The sequence below is a fragment of the Polyangiaceae bacterium genome, assembly GCA_020633235.1.
In the GTDB taxonomy this organism is placed as follows: Bacteria; Myxococcota_A; Polyangia; order Polyangiales; family Polyangiaceae; genus JACKEA01.
Genome location: JACKEA010000002.1, coordinates 250706 through 275712, shown reverse-complemented (window position 1 = coordinate 275712; position 25007 = coordinate 250706). Strand labels below are relative to the sequence as shown.

Here is a 25007-nt window from a genome sequence, read left to right as displayed (position 1 = left end):
ATAGGATTCCGCTCCGCCATGGCCAAGCAAATCTACGACCTGGGCGAGATTCCGGAGCTCGGCAGCGTTCCGGAGCGAATGTTGGCGCAGGTGATCCGGGCAGAGCGCTTCGGTGAGCCCAAAGATGCCTTCAAGCTCGAGGAAGTCCCAGTGCCCGAAATCGGGCCACGGGACGTGCTCGTGTACGTGATGGCGGCCGGCGTGAACTACAACAACGTGTGGGCCGCCCTGGGCATCCCCATCAACGTCATCAAGACGCGACAGAAGGCGGGAGAGAAGGAGGACTTTCACATCGGCGGCTCCGACGCGAGCGGTGTGGTGTGGAAGGTCGGCGCCGACGTCAAGAATGTGAAGGTCGGCGACGAGGTCGTCGTCCACTGTGGCTCTTGGCAGCCAGACGATCCCCACGTGCTCGCGGGCAAGGATCCGATGCTCGCGCCGACGCAGAAGATCTGGGGCTACGAGACCAACTGGGGAAGCTTCGCGCAGTTCACCAAGGTGCAGGATCACCAGTGCTTGCCCAAGCCGCCGAAGCTCTCCTGGGAAGCCGCCGCGGCTTACATGTTGGTGGGCGCTACGGCGTACCGCATGCTCCATGGTTGGGCCGGCAACGAGGTACAGAAGGACGATGCCGTCCTGATCTGGGGTGGAGCCGGCGGACTCGGATCCATGGCGATTCAGATCGTGGCTGCTGCCGGTGCCAAGGCCGTCGCCGTGGTGAGCAGCGACGACAAGATCGACTACTGCAAGCAGCTTGGCGCCGTGGGCGTGATGAACCGCAAGCACTTCCACCACTGGGGCATGCTCCCGCACTGGAAGGACGACGCCGAATACATGGAATGGCTGGGTCAGGCGAAGGCCTTTGGCCGCGCCTTCTGGGATGCGTTGGGGGAGAAGAAGAACCCCGCCATCGTGTTCGAGCACCCGGGCGAAGCCACCGTGCCGACCAGCATCTTCCTGTGCGACACCGGCGGCATGGTCGTGATCTGCGCGGGCACCACGGGTTACAACGCCACCCTCGACCTGCGCTATCACTGGATGCGCCAGAAGCGGCTTCAGGGCTCCCACTTCGCCAACGACGACCAGGCCAAGGGCGTGAACGATCTGGTCATCGCAGGCAAGGTGGACCCGTGCTTGGCGCAGACCTTCGAGTTTTCCGAGACGGGCGACGCGCACCAGCTGATGCGCGAGAACAAGCACCCGAACGGGAACATGGCGATCTTGGTCAACGCCAAGACGCGGAACCAAGTCGGGCTTTGAGCTGCGCCGCTCCGGGCCGAGAGGCCTGACGGCAGATCGACGTGGCGCGGGGACGCGACGCGTGGTTCCGCGGCGGACCGACAGCAGGCGTCATCAGAAGGTCACGGAGCGTGGCACCGTGCCTTTGTTTTCGGCGATCGTTACTGAGCTGACGTCGTCGCCGCCGGTGGCGAGCTGGCCAGCGTGGTCACGCCGTAGGTGAGTCCCAGCATCACCACCAGGCCGATGCCGAATCCGATGAGGGCGTCCCGGAGCAGGGTCTTGGGCTCGACGGAGATCATGCCCGCGCACCGAGCAAGCTGCGTGCCAGTCGTCGGGTGCGCTAAGGGCGCGAAATCTGGCGGGGTGTGCCACCCGGTGTGCCAGATGACGGGGGCCAAAGTGTCATCTTCTGGCAACGGTGGTTTCAGCTCGTTTCAATTGTCGGTCCGCCGCGAGCCGCTTCGGAACCCTCCCTGCGCGATGCCCTTTCGACGACCGGCGCGCTGTTCTAGGTTCCCCGCGGATTGATTCGGGCTCGCGCCCGGCCGCCGAGGAGACCCCATGAAGAAGCTCGCCAAGGAAATCTGGATCGTCGCCGCCAAGCGCACCCCCTTCGGGACCCTGAGCGGCACGCTCAAAGGCGTGAGCGCCATCGACCTGGCGGTGCACGCCGGCAAGGCTGCCATCGCCCAGAGCGGCATCGCTGCCAAGGACTTCGACCACGTGGTGCTCGGCAACGTGCAGCAGACCAGCGCGGACGCGATCTACGGTGCCCGGCACGTCGGCCTCAAGGCAGGGCTGCCCATCGAGACCCCCGGCCTCACGGTCAATCGCTTGTGCGGCTCCGGCTTCCAGGCGGTGATCACCGCCGCGGAGCAGATCCTGCTCGGAGAGAGCAAGGCCGTGCTCGCCGCCGGCAGCGAGAACATGAGCCAGGCGCCGCACGTGCTGTGGGGCCTGCGGGACGGCGCCAAATTCGGTCGCCCGCCGCAGCTGGTGGACTCCCTCTGGGAAGCGCTGACGGACAGCTACTGCAAGACACCCATGGCGATGACCGCGGAGAACCTGGCCGAGAAGTATGGCATCACCCGCGAGGACGCCGACGCCTTCGCCCTGAAGAGCCAGCAGCGCTGGGCCGCCGCGCAGGAGTCCGGTGGCTTCGCCGACGAGATCGCGCCCATGGAAGTGGCGATGGGTCGCAAGAGCGTGACGCTCGACAAGGACGAGCACCCGCGGCCGCAGACCACGATGGAAGCTCTCGCCAAGCTGCCGCCGGTGTTCAAGAAGGACGGCGTGGTGACCGCGGGCAACGCCAGCGGCATTTGCGACGGCGCCGCGGCGCTGGTGGTGGTTGACGGCGAGTGGGGCAAGGCCCAAGGCCTGAAACCGCTGGCCAAGCTGGTGCAGTGGGGCGTCGCCGGCGTGGAGCCGACGATCATGGGCATCGGCCCTGCGCCCGCCATTCGCATCGCCCTCGAGCGCGCTGGCCTGAAGCTGGACGAGATCGGCCTGTTCGACGTGAACGAGGCCTTCGCGCCGCAGTTCCTCTCCGTGCAGAAGGAGCTCGGGCTGCCGGACGACAAGACCAACGTGAACGGCGGCGCCATTGCCCTGGGCCATCCGCTGGGCGCTTCCGGTGCCCGCATCACGGCGAACCTGATCTACGCCATGAAGAAGAAGAACGCGAAGCTCGCGGTCGGCTCCGCGTGCATCGGCGGCGGTCAGGGCATCGCCGTCGTGCTCGAAGCCGTGTGACGACAGCGACAGCGACGGCGGTCTCGCTTCCCGCGGGGCCGCCGTTTCCAATTTTGTCGGGGCGGCGCGATGCCCGTCACGTTGCGCGTTCGATCAGGAGCACGTCGCGCAAAACCCCGGTGCGCTACTGATACGAGCCAATGTCGTTGCCTGCCGGCAAGAAGGGTGTGGCGATGCCCTTGCCCTTGAGCGTGCTGCCGGTGCCCAGGCTGAAATCGTAGTTCTTGGGATCCACGAACTTGGGATCGGCGGTCGTGACGTTGGTGCCCGAGGGAACGGCGGGCGCGTAGTTGAAGAAGTTCACGCTGCTGTAGGAGACGTCGGCGGGGTATCCGGGGCTGCCGCCGGTGCTGAACGAGTACTTGGGGATGTCCGAGAAGATGCAGTTGACGAACTTGGTGTTGCTGTTGGCCCTGCTCAGCTCATAGTGCCAGCTCGCGCCGTAGAAGGTGCTGTTGTAGAAGGTGTTGTTGTCGGCGCTGGAGCTGAAGTAGCCCTGCTTGAAGTAGTTGAAGGCCACCGCGGACTGGGCGTTGATCACCGTAATCCGGTTGAAGACAAAGCCGTCGGCGCTGTCCGCTGCATCCCCCGCCAGCCCGTCCGGCCAGTCGCAGAAGCGGACCAGGCAGTTCTCGAAGAAGACGTTGTCGATCGTGCAATCGTAGGCGCCGTTGGCCAGCCTGGCGCCGGCGCCGGTGATGCTGGCCTCGCTGAGCGGCCGGAACACGTAGCCGTTCTTAACGGTGTTGTCGTGCACTCCGGGGAACTGGATCTCCAGGTTGGTGTTGTCGATGATGAAGCCGGTGACGTTGTTGTTGTAGCAGGGGCTGGGCGTCTTGTAGACGATGCCGTGGCCGTCGTGAGCCAGTTGGCCTACCCGGTGAACGTAGATGTTGGTGGCGGTGTTGTCGTGCCCTTCCTGAAACAGGAAGTAGTAGTCGGTGGGGTTGGTGGTGTTGTCGGAGACCACTGAGATGGCGTCGTAGGTGCCGCCGTTGCCCCGGATGGAGAAGTTCTGGGCCCCGGAGTTTTCCACGTAGATGTTCTTGTAGTGGTTGTCGTTGCCGTAGTTGTAGACGCCCTTGCCACTGTATGCGTCGGAGGCGAAGTCGCCCTGCTCGGTGAAGATCAGGTTGGTGAGCTGGCAATGATCGCCGCTCACCCGCATCCCGGCTTCGTAGTACTGGAACTGCAGGTTGTTGAGCACGACGTAGTCGCCATTGATCACCAACGCGGTGCCGCTACCCACCGAGCCGGAGCGGTTCTCCCGCAGCAGCGGCATCTTGCTGGCATCCACCTTGTCGCCATGAGCAAATGAGGCGAGCACCTGGATGGTCTGGGTGCCCAGGCTGTAGCTGGTCTGCGCGTGCGGGTTGATGTCACCGGGCGTCGACGTGTAGCCGATGAACTGGATCGGGTTCTCCGACGTGCCGTTGCCGTTCTGGGTGATGGTGAAATCAGCGTACAGGCCCGCCTTGACGTACACGGCATCCCCCGCCTTGGCGGTGGCAAAGGCGTGATCCAGGCTCCAGGCGGTCTGCTCGGTCTTGCCGTCGTTGGAGGCCTTGCCCGTTGGGGTGACGTAGTAGTCTGGCTCTGGCGGCGGTGGCGAGGCATCGGGAACGGCCGCATCCGCTGCAGGGCTGCCGTCCTGGCTCACGGCAGCATCGCCGGTGGCATCTGGCTTGTCGGAAGAATCTGCCGCGGCGGAGGCATCCTTCGCGCCGGCGCCGCCACCGCCACCGTCGGCAGTGGCTGCGGCGTCGTTCGATTCGCCACTGCAGGCCATCGCAAGCGTCGCGCTCAGCAGCAGCAGTGCCCAGAATTTCAGGTTCATGTACGCCTCGATGTTCTCGTAAAATCGCCAGGAAGGTGTAGGGCCCTGACGTTGTGCAAGGGAGGTGCCAAGCTCGAAACGCGGGTATTTGCGCCTGAAAGCACACGCTTTCGGTGCGGATCAGAAGTGAAGCCTCCCGCGCGGGAACTGATAGTTCCCGCGCCCGCCCTGCTGTCGGGGCGGCGCGATGCCCGTCACGGTTCCTGGCGCGGGCTGTCGCCTGAGATTCGGAGCGCCTGGAGGCCGTTTATCGCCTTAGCTCGCTCTTCACAGTGGTCCACTATCAAGTGGAGGCCCAACGGGATCGACTATCGCGGAGATGCCGGTGGTCGTTGCGCGGACCAGATAGACCGCGCAGCGCCGCAACGCGAACGCTGCTGTCCCAGCGACTGCCCCAGAGGCTCCTAGTTGTAGGTGAAGCTACCGGTACAGGCTTCCTTCGACGCGATGTTGCCCCAAACGCACGTTCCGTCGCAGTGCCGCGTTTCGCACTGTCCGGCGCTCGTGCACGCCGAGCCCAACGGCAGCTGGGCCTCGCACGTGGTCCCAACACAACGAGCACCCTCCGCGCACTCCAGAGCGGGCGCACAGGCCTCTCCCGCCTCGGGGAGTGCCACACACACATCGACATCGCAGTACACACCGTCCTCCTGAAGGCACAGCGTATCGCCCCCCGAGCCGCAGGAGTCACCCACCGCCCCGTGCAGGTACACGCGACAGGCTCCGCTTTCACAGAGTGGGATGCCGCCACTCGGCGCGCACTCTTCGCTGCTGGCGCAGGGCTGCCCGGGAGGCACTGTACCAACGTAGACCTTGTGGCACGCCGCCAAGCTCGGCCCGTCCGACGCACACTGGCTGACGGCCCTTTGGAGCGCCTTCACACAACGCTCAGCTGCGTCGGAATCGTAGCGCGTGTTGTCCGGTTGGAAGCCAGATGTCCCTTGAATCAACGCACGGCACGCCCCGGCGTCGTACGGCAGGCCTGCCTGCGCGCAGCAGGGGCCCAGCTCGTCGCAGGACGCGTGAGCGACGGCTGCCGGAAAGTCCCCTTCCGGAATGCCTGATTCCTCCGCCCCACAACCTGCCGCCGCCAGGAGCATGCTGAACAGCACCCCCGACAAACCGCCAACGCCCGGTCCCCACGCAGCGTCTACCATGAGCTCATCCTACGCCACGCGGCGTCACGCGCAAGCCTACGGCGCCGACCTGCGACAGCTGCTGACGCAGGTCGGCGCCCTTTACTCGCTCCGAACGTGCGCGGGACCATGCAAGCGTCCGCACCCACCTTGACTCGCGCACAGCGCACGCCACCATGCCTACGGGAAGGTGCGGACATGGAGACATTCGGGGCAACACACGTCAGGGTCGACTGGCTGCGCCGCGTGGTCCTGGCCGTCGGGGCACTGCTCCTGGCGTGCAGCGACGCTGCGGAGCCGGGAGCAGTGCCGAGCTACGTCGACTGCGTCCACACGACCACAGATGACCCCGGGCGTCGCGACACAGACACACTGCCGGTCGGTGCGTGCCGCCCATCGGAGCCCGCATGCAACCTGGTTCTTCGTGAGCCCTGTCCGTGCAAGAGCCAGGTTCCGCGGGCGTTCTACACTTGCACCTGCAAGTCTGGTGCGTGGTCCTGTGAACTCGTTTCACTAGATGCGGGGATCTGCGCGATCGCAATGGACGGGAGCTGCATCTACGGTGAATACGATGCTGCCACGGACTGAGAGGTGAGCGCCGTTGGCACCCGTGCTCCCGGCGCGAAGTCCGGCAGCGTCGCCGACGACTGCTGCGGACAACGATGCTCACGGCGGGCCCCTCGCTTGCCCTTCGGGCTGGTTCGGAGATACGCCCGAGGCTCGATTGCATCTCGCCATCGTCAGGTTGCGTGCCGTGGAACAGCGACGTCGACCACTTGATCGACGGCCTGGTGAGCCCGGACTTGGTCAACGACTCCGGGAACGACTACGAGCCCACGATGCTCGACTTCCTGCAGAGCCACCCGCTGCCTTAGCCGCGCTCCACGCGAAGATCCGGATCGAGACGGTAGCCGTCGTCGTGGGTCAGGAGCACGTCGCGCAAGCCGAGCTTGCGGAGCGTGGCGACGGCGACGCGCACGCGGGTGGCGGCGGCTTCCGCCAAGATGCGCTCGTCGGGCCAGCCCGCGCCGAGGAGCGCGGCGCCGCCGAGACTCGGGCTCGGCCGCGCGGCGTGGGCGCTGACCAGCGCGTCGAGCATGCGCCGCAAGCTGCCGCGGCGGCGGAGATCCACGCGCGCGGCGCCATCGAGGGAAAACCACGCGCCAGCGCGCCCCACCACGAGAATGCGCGGAGCCGCGGCGTGCGCGGCGAGGGCGCGCTCCAGCATGCGCAGGGCGAAGCGCGTGTCCAGGTTCCGCCGCACGCTTCGGCTCCGCGCGTCGTCTTGGGTCGTGAGGTCGGCGTACTCCTGGCGCCGGCGCTCCACGGTGGCGGCGTGGATTCGCGGATCTCGGAGCTCCACGGCGTGGGTCAAAAGCTCGAGCATCTGACCCAGGACGCCTGTCGCCCCCCGCTGCGAGTGGCGTGCGGAGAGCTCGAGCTCCGCTCGGGCGGCGTCGGGGTCGCCCGCCTCGGCCTCCGCGAGGGCGGCGATGGCGTGCACCACGGCGACCTGGATCGGCAGGTTCACGCGGGACAGAAGGCGCTTTGCGCGGACTAGGCTTTCGCGAGCGGCGTCGGGGCGCTTCCACTCGAGGTACAGGCCCGCGCGGCGGGTCGCGTAGATGCCTTCGTAGTGCACCTCGTTGGCGTCCGACAGGCGACGCAGGGCCCGCTCGAACAAGTCGTCCGCCGTGACGAAGCTCCGCATCTCTTGCTCGAGCTGGGCCAGGTTGGCGATGCCCAGGGCCGAGAGCCACAGATCGCCCATGGCGTCGCACAGCTGGGTGGCGCGACGATTGAGCTCGCGGGCGGCGTCGAGGTTGGAACGGTCGCACTCGAGCCGCCCCATGCACGCCGTGTTCATGGCGGACAGGCGTGGGAGGTCGTGGCTCGACAGCAGCGCCTCGGCACGTTGGTGGTAGCCGAGGGCACGCTCCGTGTCGCCGTCGGAGCGCAGCTGGATCCCAGCGTACACGTAGGCGAAGCAACGAAGGCCGGGGTCCACGTCTTCCGTGTCGATCACCTGGTGCGCCAGCGCCAGGGCCTCGTCGAAGCGGCCGAGGGCGGCGAGGGAGGATTGCCGGGCGAGCAGGGCTTGCGCGCGTTGATTCGTGGTCAGCGGCTCGGCGAGAACGGCGACGAGGTTCTTGTCGGCCTGATCCGCGGGCACCAAGTGGAGCAGGGCGAGGGCCGAGGCGAGGGTGGCGCGCAGGGTGGGCTCGCCGTCCAGCGAAGTCGCGTGCTCGAAGGCGGCGACGAGATTGTCGCGTTCGAGACGCACGCGGCCCATGGCGCGGGGGTCGGGCTCGGCTGTCCTGAGCAGCCGCGCGGCGATCAGCTCCTCCGCGAGGCGAGCGTAGTAGCGCGCGTGGGCGAGGCGTGCGGTGCGTCGTTTGCCGAGCTCCTCCAGGCGCTTGTCGGCGAACTCCGCGATGCTCTGGTACAGGGCGAGGCGTCCGGCTTCGTCCAAGCTCAGGAGCGACTTGTCGCGCAGGGCGGCGATGCGGTCGAGGGGCGCCGAAACGCCGGCCCGTCCGATGAGCGCCTCGGCGGCTTCGACGTCGAAGCTCTGGCGGAACACGGAGCAGACGGCGAGGGCGAGCTGCTCCTCGGGCTCGAGCAGCGACCACGACCAGGCGATGGCAGCGGACAGTGTGCGGTAGCGACCCGAGCCGGTTCGGGCGCTGCCGAGAACGTCCTCGCCGCGACCGAGCCGCCGCGCGAGCTCCGCTGCGGGGAGCAGCCGGGTGCGCGCCGCGGCCAGCTCGATGGCCAGCGGAATGCCGTCGAGGCGCCGCACGATTTCGACGACGGAGTCCAGGTCGTCGCTCGCCGGCGCGCCGGCCTGGTGAGCGCGGGTGAGGAACAGCTGCACCGCGGCGGACGCGCGCTGCTCACGCTGCCCCGCGCCGGGCGGCGGCAGCGACAGCGGCGCGAGCTCTATGACGTGCTCGCCGTCGATGGCGAGACGCTCCCGCGACGTCACGACAAAAACCAAATCCCGATGTTGCGACAGCCAGTGGTGGATCACGGCCGCACAGCTGGAGAGCTGCTCGAAGTTGTCGAGCACCACGAGCTGGGGTCCCTGCGACGCGAGCAACGCGGACACTGCGTCGACGCTGTCGGCGATGACGCCGAGGCCCAAGCTGGAGGGCGAGCGTTCGTCCAAGGCGGACGCCACTGCGAGGCACAGCGCCTGCTCCGTCGCGGCGCTCGAGAGATCGCAGAAGCGCGTGCTGAAGCGACCCGCGACGCGCTCCCGGGCCGCGGTGGCGAGGCGCGTCTTGCCGATGCCCGGAGGCCCGAGCAGGGTGACGAGGCGCGCGCCGGCGTCGAGCTCCCGGAGCACGGCGTCGAGCTCCGCGTCGCGGCCGATGAGCGGGGTTTTCCCGAGCGTGGACATGCCCGACACCAACTTTAACGAATTGTAACTGGCTCCCGGTGGGAGCTTGTCCCACAGTGCGCGCCATGACTGGACGGAGCCTTTTCCTGCTATTTGCGGCGTTTTCTTTGCTGGGTTGCGGCAGCAGCGACGACGGCGCGAGCCCCGGCGGCGGCGGATCCGGAGGCGCCGGTGGGAGCGGCGGCAGCGCGGGTGCGGCGGGCATGGCCGGCGCCGGAGGCAGCGCAGGGCAGGGGGATGCGCTGGAGGCGGCGGTGCGCTCCCACGACTGGACCAAGATGACGAAGGCGCCGACCGTGAGCGCCGGCAAGCAAGACGACGTCTTCTTCGTGAGCCCAACGGTGGGCTACTTGGCGAGTGGACCGAAGGGTGCGGTCTACAAGACGGACGACGCCGGAGAGACGTGGGCACCGGTGCTGACGAGCAGCACGGCGTACTTCCGCTCGGTGCTGTTCACCAGCGAGCAGCACGGCTTCGCGGGCAACATTGGCGCCGGGCTCGCCGCCAGCATCAGCGACGCCACGCTGATGTACGAGACCAGCGACGCGGGCCAGACCTGGAACCCGGTCACCAACATCACGGGCTCGGCGGCCAAGGGGCTCTGCAACTTCACCGCGGTGGACGCCGATCATCTCTTCGGCATTGGGCGCGCGAACGGCCCGGCACATCTGCTGGTGAGTGAGAACGGCGGCAAGGACTGGGTGGCGAAGGACATGTCGTCGGTCCTGAGCATGGCCATCGACGCGCGCTTCACCTCGCCCACGACGGGTTTGGTCGTGGGCATGAGCGCCACCGGGGCAAAGTGCACCGTGGTGAAGACCACCGACGCGGGGGACAGCTTCTCCACCGTGTTCACCTCCGACACCGTCGGCAGCCTGTGCTGGAAGATCCAGTTCCCCTCGGAGCAGGTGGGCTACGTGGCCGTGCAGGACAGCACCAACGGCCCGGCCACCTTCGCCAAGACCACGGACGGTGGCGACAGCTGGAGCGAGCTGCCGCTGCCCGGCGACGGCAGCGCCTACGCGGCCATCGGCGTCGGCTTCATCAACGAGAAGATCGGCTGGATGGCGCCGGAGGAAGCGTCGCAGCCGGTGTACCGTACCTTCGATGGCGGGGAGACGTGGGAGGAGGATCCGGCGTTGAAGGCGCCCATCAATCGCTTCCGCTTCATCGACGATCACACGGCGATCGCGGTGGGGGGCGCGGTGTGGAAGCTCGATCTCGCGAAATGAGACTGGCTCTTGCCGTCGCTTTGGTCGCGAGCGTGGTCGCGTGCGGCCCGCGTGAACCGGCATCGCGGGCCGAGCTCGCCTTCGAGGGCGTGAACGCGAGCGGGAAGCCCGCGCGCATCACGCTGGGGGACTTCTCGGGGTCGCGCCTGCTCGTGATCCTGGAGACGGGGGGCGCCTGGTGTGGCACCAGTCGCGACACCGCGGCGCACTTCGACGACGCGCTGGGCGAGCTCCGGGGGCGCGTGGATCGCCTCGATCTGATGACCACGGATCGCGACAACGCCCCCGCCGAGGTGGACGACGCCGCGGCGTGGCAGATGGAGCGCGCTGCGGGTGTACCCGTAGGCATCGACTCCGGGTTCGCCTTCGGAGCGCCGGGCATGTTGCCGCGGGTGCTGCTCGTGGACGAGGCGTCGATGGAGGTCGTCGACAGCCTCGCCAATCCGTCGACCTTCGAGCTTCGCGGTCGCGTGGCCGCGGCGTTGGGCGAGCCTCCGCCGGACCCACACGAAGAGCTGGTGGACGGCTTGTTCCACGACAACGAGTGGCGCCTGTTCCAGGCCATGGCCGAGGTGCCCGGCGCGCCGCCGCCGGATCCCACGAACGAGGTGGCCGACTCGCCGGCGGCGCGACGCTTGGGCAAGGCGCTGTTCTTCGACGCTGGGCTCTCGTCCTCGAAGGACGTGTCCTGCGCGACCTGCCACGATCCCGCGAAGGCGCTGTCGGACGCGCGCCCTCAGGCGTTGGGCGCGGCCCTCGGCGATCGCCGGACGCCGTCCATCGCGCTGTCCGCCCACGCGCGCTGGCAGATGTGGGACGGCCGCGCCGACACGCTGTGGGCGCAGGCGCTCTTGCCCTTCGAAAATCCGAAGGAGATGGCGTCGTCGCGAGAGGATGTGTCCGCGCGCGTGCTCGGCGCCCACGGCGACGCCTACCGCGCGGCGTTCCCCGCGGCGGCCCCGGACGCGACGCGGGTGTTCGTGAATGCCGGCAAGGCCATCGCCGCCTATGAGCGCACGTTCCGCGTGCGGCCCACGCGCTTCGACGCCTACGTGTTGGGCGACTTCTCCGCCCTCAGCGAGGACGAGAAGTACGGTCTCGTGGTGTTCGCGCGCTCCGGCTGCACCCAGTGTCACTGGGGACCACGCCTGACGGACGACGCCTTTCACGTGACCCGCGTGGCCACGGGCCGCGCCGACGGTCACGCGGATCGCGGTCGCGCGGACGGCATCGCTGCCTGGGCCGAAAGCGAGTTTCGCGCCGACGGTCCCTACAGCGCCGCGCCGGCGCTCGGCCAGCGCGCGCACGCGAGCGCCGCCCTGCTGGGCCAATTCAAGACGCCGTCGCTCCGCGGCGTCGCAGAGCTCTCGTTCTTCGGCCACGGCGGCAAGCAAGGGGCGCTCTCGGACGTGACCGTCGCCTACGGCAGCGGCGGCCTACCGCCGGACGATCCACGCGCCGTCGGCGGGCGCGAGCCCTGGCTTTCGCCGTTCGGCGAGACCGCCCAGTGGGGCCTGGTGCCGTTCTTGAAGACGCTCACCGCCGAGACTTCCGTGCCCCGCGTGGGCGTGCGCTGATTCAGATCTCCTTGGCGAAGCGCGTGGCGTTGTCGGCGACCAGCTTGCACGCGTCCGAGGAGCCCATGTCACAGGCGTAGGGCGCGATCTTGCGGAGGCGGGCTTTGCGTGCTTGGTAGGTGGTGTCGATGTCGAGCTTGAAGCGAAAGCCCCGAGCAGCGCTGGTGCCTGGCTTGGGTCGCCCTTCCGCGATGTACAGCTGGACCTCATGGGTTTCGAGCCACTTGAGGTGCTTTTCGGCCTCCACGCGACACGCGTTGTCGCGCTGCTCGAGGCCGCCGGCCAGGCCTGTGTCGCAGGCCTTGGCCAGCAAGCGCAGGCTCGCGGCGTCGTCGTCCTCCACGAAGGCTCCGAGGGAGAAACAGCCGCGCGCGACGCCGTGATCGCAGGCGGACGTGTACAGCGCCGTGGCCAAGGGGCGCTTTTCGGGGTCGCCGAAGTCGAAGTAGTAGTTGTCCCCCAAGACGACGCAACTCTCGTACATCCCGCTCTTGCACTCCTGGTCGAGGAGCGCCCGCGCTTCCGGCTGCTTCTTCTCGATCTTGCCGTCGGGATACTCACGTCCGCTGGCGAGGATGGAGCCGGCGACGGCACATCCGAGCGCCACCTTGTCCTTGCAGGCCTTGTCCGCCAGCTCGTAGGACTTGATGGTCTCGTAGGAGCTCATGCTGGCGAGCTTGGCGCAGCCGAGCTGGAGGTCGGCCTTGCATGCCTTGTCGTACGCGGCCTTGGCCGCTTCCGGGTTCCACTTGCCCAAGCTGCCGTGCGCTTCCGTGCGGTGCATGTCTCCGAGCTTGATGCAGGCGAGGGTGTCGCTGCCGTTGCAAGCGCTCTCGCACGCCGAAAAGCTCGCGCACTTGCTCTCCTGCTTTCCGGAGACCAGCTGCTTCACCTTCTTGCAGCCGAGCAGGGTGACGAACAGGAGCCCTGCGGACAGGGCGGTGGACCAACGGGAGGAACGGCGAGTGAGCATGCGATCGCATTCAGCAAGCCATGTGCCATCGACATTTCACGGGTCTAGGGCTGCGGGGCCGCGTCGTCCTGTAGCGCGTGGGTACCAGTTCTCGACCCCGAGTTACCCCGAGGTGCACGACTCCGGGGCTCTCCCAGCAGCAGAATGTTGGTTCGCCGCGGAACCACCCGCGGCAAATGGGCGGAGATGCCGGCGCGCCGCTACTTGTGCATGCGAGAGATCGTCGAGTCTTCGGTATTGGACCAGTACACGTAGTCGCCACTCTCCGCGACGGCGTACGGCAGCGCCTGGGACGGCGCCATCACCTCGATGAGCCCACCGGCCTTGGGCACCCGAAAGACGGCCCGCTCGTGCTCCGCCGCGAAGTAGACGTACGTGCCGTCGATGGCGAGGCCTCGCGGGTGGCTCACATACGGGACGAGGACGCGAGAGCCGCTGCCGTCCAGGTTCGCCTGGTGCACCCGGCCATCCAGCGAGGTCCAGTACACGCCGGTCTCGTCCACGACCACACCGTCGGCATGGTGTCCGGGGACGTTGCGGTGTTCGGCAAGCCGACGACCGGTGGCGACGCGGACGCGTTCGTTGCGCTGGTGACCCTGCCGGGGGGCTGAAGCTCGGCGCGACGGAACAGGTCGACCCCTGACGCCGCTACGGGGTCAGGCAGAACGTCATGTCGATGGCGCCGGCCACGGCGTTGCCGGGCATCGCTCCGGCGCGCGACACCTTGTCGACGGTGATCGTCTTGTCGTTGCCCTGAGTGGAGACCGTCACCGAGTCCATACAATAGACGGCTCCGGGATCACTGCTCTGATCGGAAAGCAGCAGGACACCGTCCAGGGCCGGGTCACTCTGGAGCTGGAGGGTGCTGCCGTCGTCGAAGTCGACGAAGTAGTGCGTGTAGCCGGGCGGCGGCTGGTCCGTCGTTACCGTGCCCGCCCCGTTCGAGCTCAGCGAAATCGACGTGCCGTCCAGCGTTCCGCTCAGCGTGTTCGGGTTCGCGCACGACGACTGCAAGCCGAAGCCGAAGCAGCCCGAGAGCGATCCGCTCACCGGCGTGCCGGGGCAAGTGCCGACCCGATGCAGGCCTTCGAGGTGAACCGTCGAGAAGGGGAATCCATACTGCAGGCTGGTGCTGTCGCTGAAGAGCTGAGCGCCGGCGAGAAACGAAGAGGGAGGCGCGGAGAGCAGGCCCTTGCCCGTGACCATCTCCTTGTCCGCGGCCGGCGCGTCTCCCCAGGCCCGGAGCAGACCGTGGACGAAGAAGATCTTCTGTTCCCAGGGACCGACGCTTGCGCCGTTCTGTGCTCCGCGACCGGCGATGGTTCCGGAGATGTCTTGTCCATCCACACTTCCGCTGAACGTCCAGTCGTTCAGCTTGCACTTTCCGCCGCTGGCGTCGGAGTCCGAGCTCCCACACCCAGAAATCCAAAGCGAAAGTGCCATCGAAACCGCGAGGGGGAGCCGCCAGGCCATGGACCGATGATGCGACCTCCGCCGAGCGCCGCCAAGCCGAGATCCGCGCAGGCTGCGACGGTCGTCGACGTGACGCCACGGAAGCTTCGAGGGCGCGACGGGGTTCGCGCCGGACCAACAATCTTTCGGGGGAGAGGCGGTTAGGCCTTTTCCTTCTTCTTCTTCGGCTTCTTCTCTGCGCCCTTCACGTCGAAGGCGATGGCGCCTTCGCGGTAGTCCACGGAGACGTGGCCACCGTGCTCGAGCTGGCCGAACAAGAGCTCGTCGCCCAAGGGGCGCTTGATCTCGTCTTGGATCAGGCGGGCGAGGGGACGAGCGCCCATGTCCTTGTCGTAGCCCTTCTCCGCGAGGTAGAGGCGCGCGCGATCCGTGAGGCTGACGGTGACGTCGCGCTCGGCGAGCTGCGCGTCCAGCTCGAGGATGAACTTGTCCACCACACGCTCCATCACGTCCGGGGTCAGCGGGTCGAAGGAGATGCGTGCGTCCAGGCGATTGCGGAACTCCGGGCTGAAGGTGCTCTTGAAGGCGATCTCGTCGCCACCGGCACTGCTGCGCTCGCCGAAGCCCAGCGGGCGGCGGGCGAGATCCGCGGCACCGACGTTGCTGGTCATGATGATGACCACGTGGCGAAAGTCGCTCTTCTTGCCGTTGTTGTCGGTGAGTGACCCGTGGTCCATCACCTGCAAGAGCACGTTGAAGACGTCGGGGTGAGCCTTTTCTATCTCGTCGAGCAGGAGCACACAGTGGGGCGTCTTGGCGACCGCTTCCGTGAGCAGACCGCCGCGATCGAAGCCGACGTAGCCCGGCGGCGCGCCGATCAGGCGGGAGACGGTGTGGCGCTCCTGGTACTCGCTCATGTCGAAGCGCACGAGCTCGATGCCCATGGTCTTGGCCAGCTGGCGTGCGGCTTCCGTCTTGCCGACGCCGGTGGGTCCGGTGAAGAGGTACGAGCCAATGGGCTTGTCCGGGGGGCGGAGGCCGGCGCGGGAGAGCTTCACCGCGGTGGCGAGCTCCTTCATGGCGCGATCTTGGCCGAACACCACGCGCTTGAGATCCACTTCCAGGCTCTTGAGCGCGCTCTTGTCGTCCGTGGACACCTGCCGTGGCGGGATCTGCGCCATGCGCGCCACCACCGTCTCGATGCGATCGACGCCGACCACGGCGCCATCGCCCTCTTCCAGCTTGGCGTCGGCGCCGGCTTCGTCCATCAAGTCGATGGCCTTGTCCGGCAGCTTGCGATCGTGCAGGTGCTTCTGGGCGAGCTTGCCGGAGGCCTCCAGCGCTTCGTCTTCGTAGCTGACGTGGTGGAATTCTTCGTAGCGAGGCCTGAGGCCCTTGAGGATCTCGATGGTTTCGTCGAGCGTGGGCTCGAGCACCTCGATCTTCTGGAAGCGGCGCGCCAGCGCACGGTCCCGCTCGAGGTGGCTGCGATATTCCTCGAAGGTGGTGGCGCCGATGCAGCGGAGCTTGCCGCTGGCGAGAGCGGGCTTGAGCAGATTGGCGGCGTCCAGGCTGCCACCGCTGGCAGCGCCGGCGCCGACCACGGTGTGCATTTCGTCCACGAACAGGATGGCGCCGGGCTTCTTCTCCAGCGCCTTGATCACCGCCTTGACCCGGTTCTCGAAGTCGCCGCGGAACTTGGTGCCGGCCACCAGGGAGCCCATGTCCAAGGCGAAGATCTCGGCGTCCGCGATGGCGCTGGGGACCTCTTTGGCCACGACCTTGGCGGCGAGGCCCTCCACGATGGCGGTCTTGCCCACGCCGGCGTCCCCCACGAACAAGGGGTTGTTCTTCTTGCGGCGCGCGAGCACCTGGATGGCGCGGCGGATCTCCTTCTCGCGACCCACCAGCGGCTCGATGCCGCCTTCTTTCGCGCGCTCGTTGAGGTTCACGGCGAATTTGTCGAGCGGATCCTTCACCGGCTCCGCTTCGCCATCACCGCCCTCTTCGTCGCCCTCGGTCATGGGCTCGAGGTCGTCGTCTTCGCCGTCCTTGGAGACGCCGTGGGAGATGTAGCTCACGACGTCGTAACGGGTGACGCCGTGGTCCGCGAGGATGGCCACGGCGGGGGAATCGACCTCGGCGAAGATGGCCACGAGCAGGTTCTTGCCGGTGAGCTCTTCCTTGCCGCTGGACTCCACGTGGATGGCGGCGCGGTTCAAGACGCGCTGGAAGCCGCGGCTGGGGGCGGGGCTCACCGGGCGGCCTTCCGGGACCTCCGGCAGCTCTTCGTCGAGCACCTTGGCGAGGGCCTTCTTGATGGCGTCCACGTTGCCGCCGCTCTTCCTCACGACGACGGCGGTGCCTTCGTCGTGGAGCAGGGCGTAGAGCAAGTGCTCCACTGTCATCAGATCGTGACGGCGCCGCTGCGCCTCGTTCAAGGCGAGGGACAGGGCGATTTCGACCTCGGCGCTGACTTTCACTCTTCTTCTCCGTCGTCCGCCGGCTCTGCCGTGACGCGCAGCGGATGGCCGTGCTTCTTCGCGTAGGCCATCACCTGCTCCACCTTGGATTCGGCGATGTCCCGCGTGAACACACCCACGATGCCGTAGCCCTTGTGGTGGACCTCCAGCATGATGTGGGTCGCCTCGGTCTCGTTCTTGTGGAAGAACTTCTCCAGCACGTGAACGACGAACTCCATGGTGGTGTAGTCGTCGTTGTGGAAGACCACGTGGTACTTGCGAGGCCGCTTGGTCTTCTGGCGTTCCTCTACGGCGAGGTCGCCATCATGCTCTGGTTTGTCGTTCGGTCCGCGTGTGGGCATCCGAGGGTCGAGCAAATTTGGTCACATCGGTGCCCGCTGTCGAGCCCCCCTTACTCGAACCACGAGAAAAGCGGCCAAGTCCGCTCCGGACCCTTCTTGCCGATCTGGTAGTGGAGCAGCGTACGGCCGTCTTTCAGGGCCTTGGGGTAGATCGCGACCTCGTCGAGAGCGCCCAGAAAACGGGATTGTGGCGCGGCAAAGCCGAGATGCAGCTCACCGCTCAGGCGCACCGTGAAGGCTTCCTTCAGCGTGGCGACGGACTTGCCGTCGAGCAGCATCGTGGCGGTCAAGCCGTCGTAACTCACCAGCAAATGATGCCAAGCGTCCGGACCCGGGTGGGCGTCCCCGGAGCTCAGCACGTGGGCGTTGTCGTCGGTGTCCGCGAAGGTGACGGTGACGGCGCCTTCGCCGTCGATGGCGATCACCGGACCACCGACGGTGTCGTCCCCGAAGGCGAGCAGCGGCTGCCCCAGGGAAGACTCCGTACGCGAGAACCACAGCTCGATGGACAGCTCGTTGGAGTCGGAGAAGCTGCCGGCGGCGATGCTCACTTGGTCGTCGGCGCCGTCGAAGTGCGTGGCGGGATTGTCGTCCTCTGCCAGCGCGCCGGGAGTGACGCTTTCGGGGTCGCCGCTCTGAGTGGCGGACAGCCCGTTGCCGGAGGCGTCGCTCGCGCTGCCGCCAAGGCGCAGGTACGCGAGGGGCGCGTCGGCCTTCACGGCCGAGTCGTAGGGCGTGCTCAGGCAGTAGCGGCGTTCCCCGGCGGGCGCGCAGCGGCGGGAGGCGTCGCAGAAGGAGCTCTGGCATTCGCGGTCGCTGGCGCAGCTCCAGCCGTCCGTACGCAATGGGTGGCACTCTCCCCACACGCCCGGCTTCCAGCCGGCGGGCAGATCGCACCACTGATTCGAGGGACAGTCGAAGGCGTGGGAGCAGCTGTCGTCCTTGCGCTCCTCGCACACGCCCATCGGTGAGCCGTCCCCTTTGAGGTACAGCCGGCAGCTCGAGCCCGTGCTGCAGGAAAGGGCGCTGATCATGAGGGCGTGGGAGCTGGTGCTCTCCGGCGTGCAGTTGGCGCCGAGCTCTCCGGTGCCTTTGAAGGCGGTCGTCACCTGCGCCACGCTGATGGGCTCGGCGAAGCAGCCCTTGGCGGCCGCTTCCAAGGCTGCGACCACCTTGCCGCCCGCTGTCGCGTCGTAACCGGTGCGCGGATCCTCGACCAGATCGCCAATGGTGCCGCGGCAGGCGGCCACCTGTTTCGTGACGCAGTCGTCGGCGCCGGGCCAGCCGGCGCTGCCGGCGCTGCAGCACTCGGATTCGGAGCTGCACACGACGTCCGCGACGCGGTCACAGAAGTCCGCCGCGCTGACGGGCTTGCCGGCGGGCAGCGGTGTGGTGCCGCCGTCTTCCGGCGTTGGATTGCTCTTGGCGGGATCCGAGCTCGAGCTGCAGGCGCTGAGGACGAGCAGGGCGGCGATGGCGAAGGACTTCACGGTGTACCTCTCTTGCGTCGGAGGAGGAGGAGGAGCGCGCACAGGAGCAAGAGCGGGCTCGGGGCGCTCCGCGGAACCGCGCCGCAGCTGCAACCGGGCGGGGGCTCCTCTGGGTCTTGGGTGGAGGGCCGCGGGGTGCTGCCGGAGCTGCCCTCGGGTAGGGCGGCGAGACCCGCGACGCGGATGGTGTGGTAGCGCTCGGCGGCCTGAAATCCTTGGCTGTCGCCCCAGGCGGGGCCGGCGATCTCGCGGCCGAACCCGCCGGTCTCGAACAGCCAACAGGTGAGCCCCGACGCCTTGCGGCCGCACAGATCCGCGCGGCCATCGCCGTCCAGATCCGCGAGGCGCAGGGTGCGATAGTGGCTGGGCTCCGTCCAACCGTCGGCGTCCGTCAAGCTCGGGCCCTGCACCACGACGTCGAAGCCGTTGCCGGAAAAGAGCCAGCAACGAATGCCCGTGTCGCCACGGCCGCACAGATCCGCCGCGCCGTCGCCGTTCAGGTCGGCGAGCAGCAGCGAGCCGAAGCGATCGCGGCGACCCCACTCTGCATCCGGCAGGGGCGGCCCGACGATGCTGGTGCCGAAGGCGGCACCGTCGAACAGGTAGCAGACGAACTGCTGGTTTTCGCGCGCGCACAGGTCGGCGCGACCATCGCCGTCCACGTCGGCGAGGCGAATGGTGCTCCACGCGTGCCAGTCGGACCAGCCGGTGGCGTCGGACCAGGCCGGGCCGAGCACCCGCTCACTGAAGCCGCCGGCCTGGGAGAGCCAGCACGACATGCCGTCGGCGCCGCGGGCGCAGACGTCCGCGCGGCCGTCGCCGTTCACGTCGCCGATGCGCAGCGTGCCGTAGTGATTCACGTCGTCGAAGCCGGCGGCGTCGGAGAGCGCCGGCAAGAGCTGCTGCGCGCCGAAGCCGAAGCCCGTGCTCGGGTAGCAGCCGAGCCCGGCGGCGCCGCGCGCGCACAGGTCCAAGCGGCCGTCGCCGTCCACGTCCGCGAGCCGCACGGTGGAGAAGTAGCGCGCGTCGCTCCAGCCGCTGCCATCCGAGAGCGGTGGCCCCTCGAAGCGCTTGCCAACGCCGGTGGTGCTGCCCGCGAAGCAGCGCACGCCCTCCGGAGTGCGGAGGCAGAGGTCCGCACGCCCATCCCCCGTGACGTCGCCACTGCGCAGGGTGGAGAACACCGACGGCGAGTCGAGCGCCGAGGACTGCACGTCCACCGGCAGCGCGGCGCCGAAGCCATTGCCCGACGCCAGGTGGCACTCGAGGCCGCCGTCGGCGATGGCGCACGCGTCGGAAAGCCCATCGCCGTCGACGTCGGTGCTGGCGCCGGGATCGAGCGTCGCCGCTTGCCATGCCTCTTCCAGCTCGCACACCTCGTCGTCGTCCACGCTGCCGTCGCAGTCGTTGTCGCGTTCGTCGCAGGTCTCGAGCTTGGGGGTCACGCCGCCCTGGCACTCGCCCCATTTGCCGTTCTGGCAGGTCTGGGTTCCGAGCTCGCATTCACCCACGTCGCTGCCACAGGGCTGCGTCACGTCCTCGTCGATCTTGCCGTCGCAGTCGTCGTCGGCGCCGTTGCACACTTCCGGCTGCGGCACGCAGCCGCAGTCGGCTCCGGGCAAGCCGTTGTAGCTGCCCTGGCTCAGCCACCAGGACCCGCTCGAGCCGCAGGAGCCGGCGAAGGGCTCGAACGAAGCGTTGTTGGCCGTGACGCGGGGCTCGAAGTGCAGGTGGGGGCCGGTAGAGTTGCCGCTCGAACCGACGCGACCGAGGGTCTGGCCGCACTTCACCTGCTGTCCGACGCTCACTGCCACGCTGCCCGTCTTCATGTGGCAGTACATGGTGGAGATGCCGTCGGCGTGGGCGACCTTCACGTAGTTGCCGCAACCGCCACCGCAGCCGCAAGCGCCGGAGGTGCAACGATCCCAACAGCCGTCGCTCGCGTATACGACCACGCCGTCTGCAGCGGCGTAGATGGCGCGGCTGCCGCTGTCCATCACGGCGAAGCCGCCGATGGCGATGTCCGTTCCGTGGTGGCCGTCGTAGGTGTGCGTACCGCAGGCCCAGTCGAGCTTCACTCCCGGGCCCGCGTGGTCACGGTAGGCCGAGACGCCCGCCGGCGTCTCGATCGGCCGCCGGAAGCCGACGGCGTGCGCATCGAAAGCGAGCAGGGTCAGCCCGAGGCACAGGAGCAAGAACCTCACAGTGTCCTCGCTGCGCCCGAAGGCAGCTCCACGCGGTAGCGGCGGCCGCCGCCCGCGTCGTAGCTCAGGTGATCGCTCGCCACCTCGATGACTTCGTTGGGCGGCGGGACGAAGCCCGTGAGGGGCCGCCCGGGAGCGAGCCCGCGGTTGGTGAGCTGGGAAGCGGGTCCGCCGCGCGGATCCACCTGCCACAAGGAAGCGATGCCCGTGCGACCGGAGACGAACACCACGCTGCCGTCGGGCAGCGCGATGGGCAGGTCGTCCGGGCCGGGCGCCGGCGCGAGGGCACGCGCTTCGCCCGTAGCGCTGACCTGCCAGAGGTCCGTTTCCCCCAGCTCCTTTTCCCGCGCGACGACCACGGAACCATCGCCCAGCAGCGCCGGTTTGCCGCGCGCTTGCTCGAGCAACACGCGCTCGCCCCGATCGTCGATCAGCACGAGCTGCCCCTCGGTCGTGACCGCGAACACGCCGCGCTCGCCGAGGACGGCGCTCCGCACTCCGCTACGAAGCCGAACCAAGGCGTCTCCCTCCCGCCGATACAGCACGCGAACCGGCTGTTGATCCGTGTCCGGCATGCCGGGAGCGGTGCGCGCGAGCAGCGTGACGGAGCCGCGCCGCTCGAGCGTTTCGAGGCCGCTCGCTTCCTGCTTCTGGGCCGGCTCAGCTTGGCAGCCCAGCAGCGAAACCGACGCGCACACGAACGCAAACACCCGCATCGTGGCCACGCAGTGCAAGCACCGTTCCGCGGTGTTCGCGCGCGATTTCCCGCGCCGCGCCAGCGCTCGCGACAACTTCGGGTTGCGCGCTGCCAACCTCGGCTTGGCGGCAGGGGCGATCCGTCTATGATGCGGACCTCCCGTGCAGCCGCCGCCCGAATTCCCTGCGCCTGACGCTCCCGCGCCGATCTCCGTCACGGATCCGATCGGCAAGGCCTTCGAGCACACCAAGCGCATGCTGTTCCCCTTCGACGCCGGTAAGTGGTTCACCCTGGGCTTCGTCGCCTTCCTGGCCACGCTGGGGGAAGGCGGGGGTAGCACCTTTCAGGTGCCGGACACCGGGGGCTCGGGCCGCGGCGGCAGCCCGCTGAATCCGGTGATTCAGTTCGTGCGGGACAACTTGGAGCTGGTCATCACGCTCGGGATCGTGGTGGTAGTGCTGGGTGTGGCGCTGGGCATCGCGCTCCTGTGGGTGTCGAGCCGCGCCAAGCTGATGTTCATCGACTGCATCGCCAACGACCGCGCCGCCGTCGAGGAACCCTGGCGTCGCTTCAAGGAGAAGGGCTCGCGGCTGTTCCGCATCCGCTTGGTCCTCGCCTTGATTGGCTTCCCCCTGGTGTTTGGCGCCATCGCCCTGGGTGTGGTGCTCGCCTGGTCCGACATCACGGCGGGTCGCTTCGGCAGCGGCGCGCTCCTCGGACTGCTCCTGGGAGGCGGCATCTTGGTGCTCGTATCTCTCGTGCTCGGCGTCGCCAGCGCCATCGTCGAGGACTTCGTCGCCGTCGCGCTCTATCTGCACGATGAGCCCGTGAAGGAAGCCTGGCAGCGTGTGAAGACGGAGCTCTTCGCGGGCCGCGCGGGCACCATCGTGGTGTTCTACGTGATGAAGTTCTTGCTGGGCATCGGCGTGGGCGTGCTCGCCACCATCGGCACGTGTCTCACCTGCTGCATCGCCGCGCTGCCCTACCTCGGCACCGTGATCCTGCTGCCGCTGTTCGTCTTCACCCGCGCCTACGTGATGTACTTCATCGACCAGTTCGGCCCTGCCTGGCGGCTGTTCCCGGAGCCCGAGCCCGCGCCCTGGCAGTCCGGGTTCGCGCCGCCTCCCGCAGCCTGACGTTCTTCTTGTCGGTGCGGCGCGATGCCCGTCAGGGCACGACGTCGGCGGTGCGCGGATCGTTCAAGAGCTTCCAGAACGTGGTCAGCTGCTCACCCTTGAGCTCCCAGGAGCCGGTCGGCGAGTTGAGCGAGGAGTCGAAGGCGCTGAGCCCCACGACGCGGGCGCCCTGGCCGTCCTTGTCCGAGCCGGCGGCGGCGTCGTACCACGCTTCTTCGCGCTGTCCCGCGGCGACGTCGGTCCCGCGCATGCCCCACTCGCCCACGGCGACGTCCACACCCTTGCCCTTGGCCCAGCTGCGAACCGTGGCCCAGGTGGCGGTGAGCAGCGTGTCCTCGGCGTCGCGGTAGTGATCCACGCCCAGGAAGTCGTAGATGCCGGGCTTCCACCACTCTTCGGGATCGCGACCGGACGCGGGGTTCCAGGTCCAGGACATCAGGATGGGCGCGAGGGCGACGTTGTCGACTTTGAGCGCGGTCATGCGCTGACGCACCCGTTCGTTCATCGCCACGTGCCCGCTCGGTCCGGCGGGATCGTCCGGCGCGTTCACGCCGCCGCCACCTTCGGGCTCGTGGTGGATGGTGAGCCACACCGGACCCGGCAGCGCGTCGATGGCCTTGAGCATGTCGTCGATCTCGGCGTCGTGATCGCCTGCCGCCATCTCCGCCCAGGACGGCGTCTTGACGCTGACCCACGGTACGCGGTGGTGCGCGAGATCGTCCGTGGCGGTCTTGATCAGCGCCGTGGTGCGCTGGTTCCACTGGTAGAAAGTGCGGCGCACCGCGAGGGCGTGGCCCGCCGGTGTCTCGTGGCGCACGACGGGATCGCCGTTGCCGCTCACGGCGGCGCCCCACAGGATTTTCCCGGCGGGGGGCTGCCCCGGGTAGTCGGGCAGGGCGCCCGCGCCGCCGCTGCCGGCGGCGCCCGCGCTGCCCGCCGCGCCAGCGTTGCCCGCCGCGCCAGCGTTGCCCGCCGCGCCCGCGCTGCCCGCGGCGCCCGCGCTGCCGGCGGCGCCGCTGGCGGCATAAGCGCTGCCCGACGTCCCACCCGTTCCGCCAGTGGAGGCGCCGCCGCTGCCGGCGGCGCGCTCCACTGGCGGAACCGTCGTCGCCCCCATCGTCACTGCCGCAAGCCGACACCGAGAGCACGAGGGCGAGAGTGAGCGTCGCGAGTCGCATCCGACGAGGATACCACCACAGCGCGGCTTCGGACCGCGAGGCCAGCGCGGCGGATCGACAAATAAGAAGACCTTATTTGAGCAGACCCGAGACGAAATCGAAGAGCGCCACGCCGGCGTCGGCCAGCTCGACGCCGCGGCGGGTGTTCTCCATGCGATTCCAGCTGCTGGCGGGCGCCGAGAGCGGCTCGAGCTGACGCTGCACGGCGGCGAGCCGATCGCGCCGGGCCTGTTCGCGGGCGTCGTCGGCCTCGCGCTGGCGCGCGATGGCCAGGCCGCCGGCCTCCACGAAGGCCAGCACCCGCGGCAGCTCTCCGGCGTCGAACCAGGTGCCGTGCTTGGCGCACACGTCCACGATCACGCCACTGGTGCGCCCGAAGTTTCGCCGCGACATGATCTCGTTGCACACCGGGCACGGCACGTAGCGCACCGGTTGTTCCAGCGGATTGCTGCGCGGCAGGTTTCGCGGCGGCGCGGCGCCGTACACCTCACGCTGCTCGAGCAGCGCCTTCAGGAGGCCGTGCTCCACGAACTGACCGCCGCAGTCCTCGCAGTCTCGCAGCAAGCCTCCGACTCCGTGAAAGGCGGAAAAGGGACGCTTGCAGTCGGGGCAATCGAGACGGTCCGGCTCGCCGACGGGCTCGAGGCCGAGCTCGCGACCGCAGCCGGTGCACAGCGCCGAGCTCGGCAGGTTCATGTGGAAACACTCGCCGCAGCGCACGATGGCGATGGGGGAGCCACAGGTTCCGCACTGACGGGGCTCCCCGGCGAGCTCCGTGGCGCAGGTGGGGCACACCACGATGCCCGGACGAGGCCGGAGCGAGGGGGGCGCCTTGCGATACGGGCCGGAGTGGTCCACGAGGCAAAACTGCCGGACGACAGCGTGGAGTGCAAACGGGCGGAACGGG

General features: G+C 68.3%; 19 protein-coding genes. 5 read left to right on the top strand and 14 right to left on the bottom strand.

Going from position 1 to position 25007, the window contains the following annotated elements:
* Window positions 1-18: 18 nt before the first annotated feature.
* Complete coding sequence (gene ccrA, locus H6717_11780) at window positions 19-1260, top strand: crotonyl-CoA carboxylase/reductase (protein MCB9577690.1); 1242 nt, start codon at window positions 19-21, stop codon at window positions 1258-1260.
* 140 nt (window positions 1261-1400) lie between these two features.
* Here ccrA and H6717_11775 read toward each other — a convergent pair whose 3' ends face one another.
* Window positions 1401-1541: a hypothetical protein gene (locus H6717_11775; GenBank protein MCB9577689.1), complete on the bottom strand. Its 141-nt coding sequence runs from the start codon at window positions 1539-1541 to the stop codon at window positions 1401-1403.
* Window positions 1542-1803: 262 nt separating this feature from the next.
* On the opposite strand from H6717_11775, the gene H6717_11770 reads away from it, so the two are divergent.
* Window positions 1804-2997 (top strand): acetyl-CoA C-acetyltransferase, encoded by a 1194-nt coding sequence (locus tag H6717_11770; protein MCB9577688.1) that lies wholly within the window; start codon window positions 1804-1806, stop codon window positions 2995-2997.
* Window positions 2998-3121: 124 nt separating this feature from the next.
* Here H6717_11770 and H6717_11765 read toward each other — a convergent pair whose 3' ends face one another.
* From H6717_11765 to H6717_11755, 3 genes are all read right to left on the bottom strand, one after another.
* Window positions 3122-4834 carry a hypothetical protein gene (locus H6717_11765; protein ID MCB9577687.1) on the bottom strand — a complete coding sequence of 571 codons (1713 nt, stop codon included), beginning with the start codon at window positions 4832-4834 and terminating at the stop codon, window positions 3122-3124.
* 404 nt (window positions 4835-5238) lie between these two features.
* Window positions 5239-5991 carry a hypothetical protein gene (locus tag H6717_11760; protein MCB9577686.1) on the bottom strand — a complete coding sequence of 251 codons (753 nt, stop codon included), beginning with the start codon at window positions 5989-5991 and terminating at the stop codon, window positions 5239-5241.
* A gap of 850 nt (window positions 5992-6841) precedes the next feature.
* Window positions 6842-9376, bottom strand: a complete 2535-nt coding sequence (locus tag H6717_11755) for an AAA family ATPase (GenBank protein ID MCB9577685.1) — start codon at window positions 9374-9376, stop codon at window positions 6842-6844.
* Between the two features lie 65 nt (window positions 9377-9441).
* Between H6717_11755 and H6717_11750 the strand changes: the two genes are divergently transcribed.
* Window positions 9442-10608, top strand: coding sequence for a hypothetical protein (locus tag H6717_11750; protein ID MCB9577684.1), 1167 nt, complete (start codon window positions 9442-9444; stop codon window positions 10606-10608).
* The gene (locus H6717_11745; protein MCB9577683.1) at window positions 10605-12185 is read left to right on the top strand and encodes a hypothetical protein; all 1581 of its coding nucleotides are present in this window, start codon (window positions 10605-10607) and stop codon (window positions 12183-12185) included. Before H6717_11750 ends, H6717_11745 begins: the two co-directional genes overlap by 4 nt.
* Window position 12186: 1 nt before the next feature.
* Here the strand turns inward: H6717_11745 and H6717_11740 are convergent, their stop codons facing one another.
* The 8 genes from H6717_11740 to H6717_11705 form a co-directional block, all read right to left on the bottom strand.
* Window positions 12187-13158, bottom strand: coding sequence for a sel1 repeat family protein (locus tag H6717_11740; GenBank protein MCB9577682.1), 972 nt, complete (start codon window positions 13156-13158; stop codon window positions 12187-12189).
* A 200-nt stretch (window positions 13159-13358) separates the two neighbouring features.
* Window positions 13359-13661 carry a hypothetical protein gene (locus H6717_11735; GenBank protein ID MCB9577681.1) on the bottom strand — a complete coding sequence of 101 codons (303 nt, stop codon included), beginning with the start codon at window positions 13659-13661 and terminating at the stop codon, window positions 13359-13361.
* Between the two features lie 145 nt (window positions 13662-13806).
* Window positions 13807-14601 carry a hypothetical protein gene (locus tag H6717_11730; protein ID MCB9577680.1) on the bottom strand — a complete coding sequence of 265 codons (795 nt, stop codon included), beginning with the start codon at window positions 14599-14601 and terminating at the stop codon, window positions 13807-13809.
* Window positions 14602-14771: 170 nt separating this feature from the next.
* A complete protein-coding gene (clpA, locus tag H6717_11725; protein ID MCB9577679.1) occupies window positions 14772-17054 on the bottom strand; it encodes an ATP-dependent Clp protease ATP-binding subunit ClpA in 2283 nt (760 codons plus the stop codon).
* On the bottom strand, window positions 17051-17395 hold the full coding sequence (gene clpS / locus H6717_11720; GenBank protein MCB9577678.1) for an ATP-dependent Clp protease adapter ClpS: 345 nt from the start codon (window positions 17393-17395) through the stop codon (window positions 17051-17053). The genes clpA and clpS overlap by 4 nt, the downstream gene beginning before the upstream one ends.
* A gap of 50 nt (window positions 17396-17445) precedes the next feature.
* Window positions 17446-18885, bottom strand: a complete 1440-nt coding sequence (locus tag H6717_11715; GenBank protein ID MCB9577677.1) for a LamG domain-containing protein — start codon at window positions 18883-18885, stop codon at window positions 17446-17448.
* Window positions 18882-21089 (bottom strand): VCBS repeat domain-containing M23 family metallopeptidase, encoded by a 2208-nt coding sequence (locus H6717_11710; GenBank protein ID MCB9577676.1) that lies wholly within the window; start codon window positions 21087-21089, stop codon window positions 18882-18884. The genes H6717_11715 and H6717_11710 overlap by 4 nt, the downstream gene beginning before the upstream one ends.
* Window positions 21086-21805, bottom strand: a complete 720-nt coding sequence (locus H6717_11705; GenBank protein MCB9577675.1) for a hypothetical protein — start codon at window positions 21803-21805, stop codon at window positions 21086-21088. The genes H6717_11710 and H6717_11705 overlap by 4 nt, the downstream gene beginning before the upstream one ends.
* A 142-nt stretch (window positions 21806-21947) precedes the next feature.
* Between H6717_11705 and H6717_11700 the strand changes: the two genes are divergently transcribed.
* Complete coding sequence (locus H6717_11700) at window positions 21948-22922, top strand: hypothetical protein (GenBank protein ID MCB9577674.1); 975 nt, start codon at window positions 21948-21950, stop codon at window positions 22920-22922.
* Window positions 22923-22953: 31 nt separating this feature from the next.
* Here H6717_11700 and H6717_11695 read toward each other — a convergent pair whose 3' ends face one another.
* Together H6717_11695 and H6717_11690 are read right to left on the bottom strand one after the other, a co-directional pair.
* Window positions 22954-24039, bottom strand: a complete 1086-nt coding sequence (locus H6717_11695; GenBank protein ID MCB9577673.1) for a hypothetical protein — start codon at window positions 24037-24039, stop codon at window positions 22954-22956.
* A 133-nt stretch (window positions 24040-24172) separates the two neighbouring features.
* Window positions 24173-24958 carry a zf-TFIIB domain-containing protein gene (locus H6717_11690; GenBank protein MCB9577672.1) on the bottom strand — a complete coding sequence of 262 codons (786 nt, stop codon included), beginning with the start codon at window positions 24956-24958 and terminating at the stop codon, window positions 24173-24175.
* Window positions 24959-25007 lie beyond the last annotated feature (49 nt).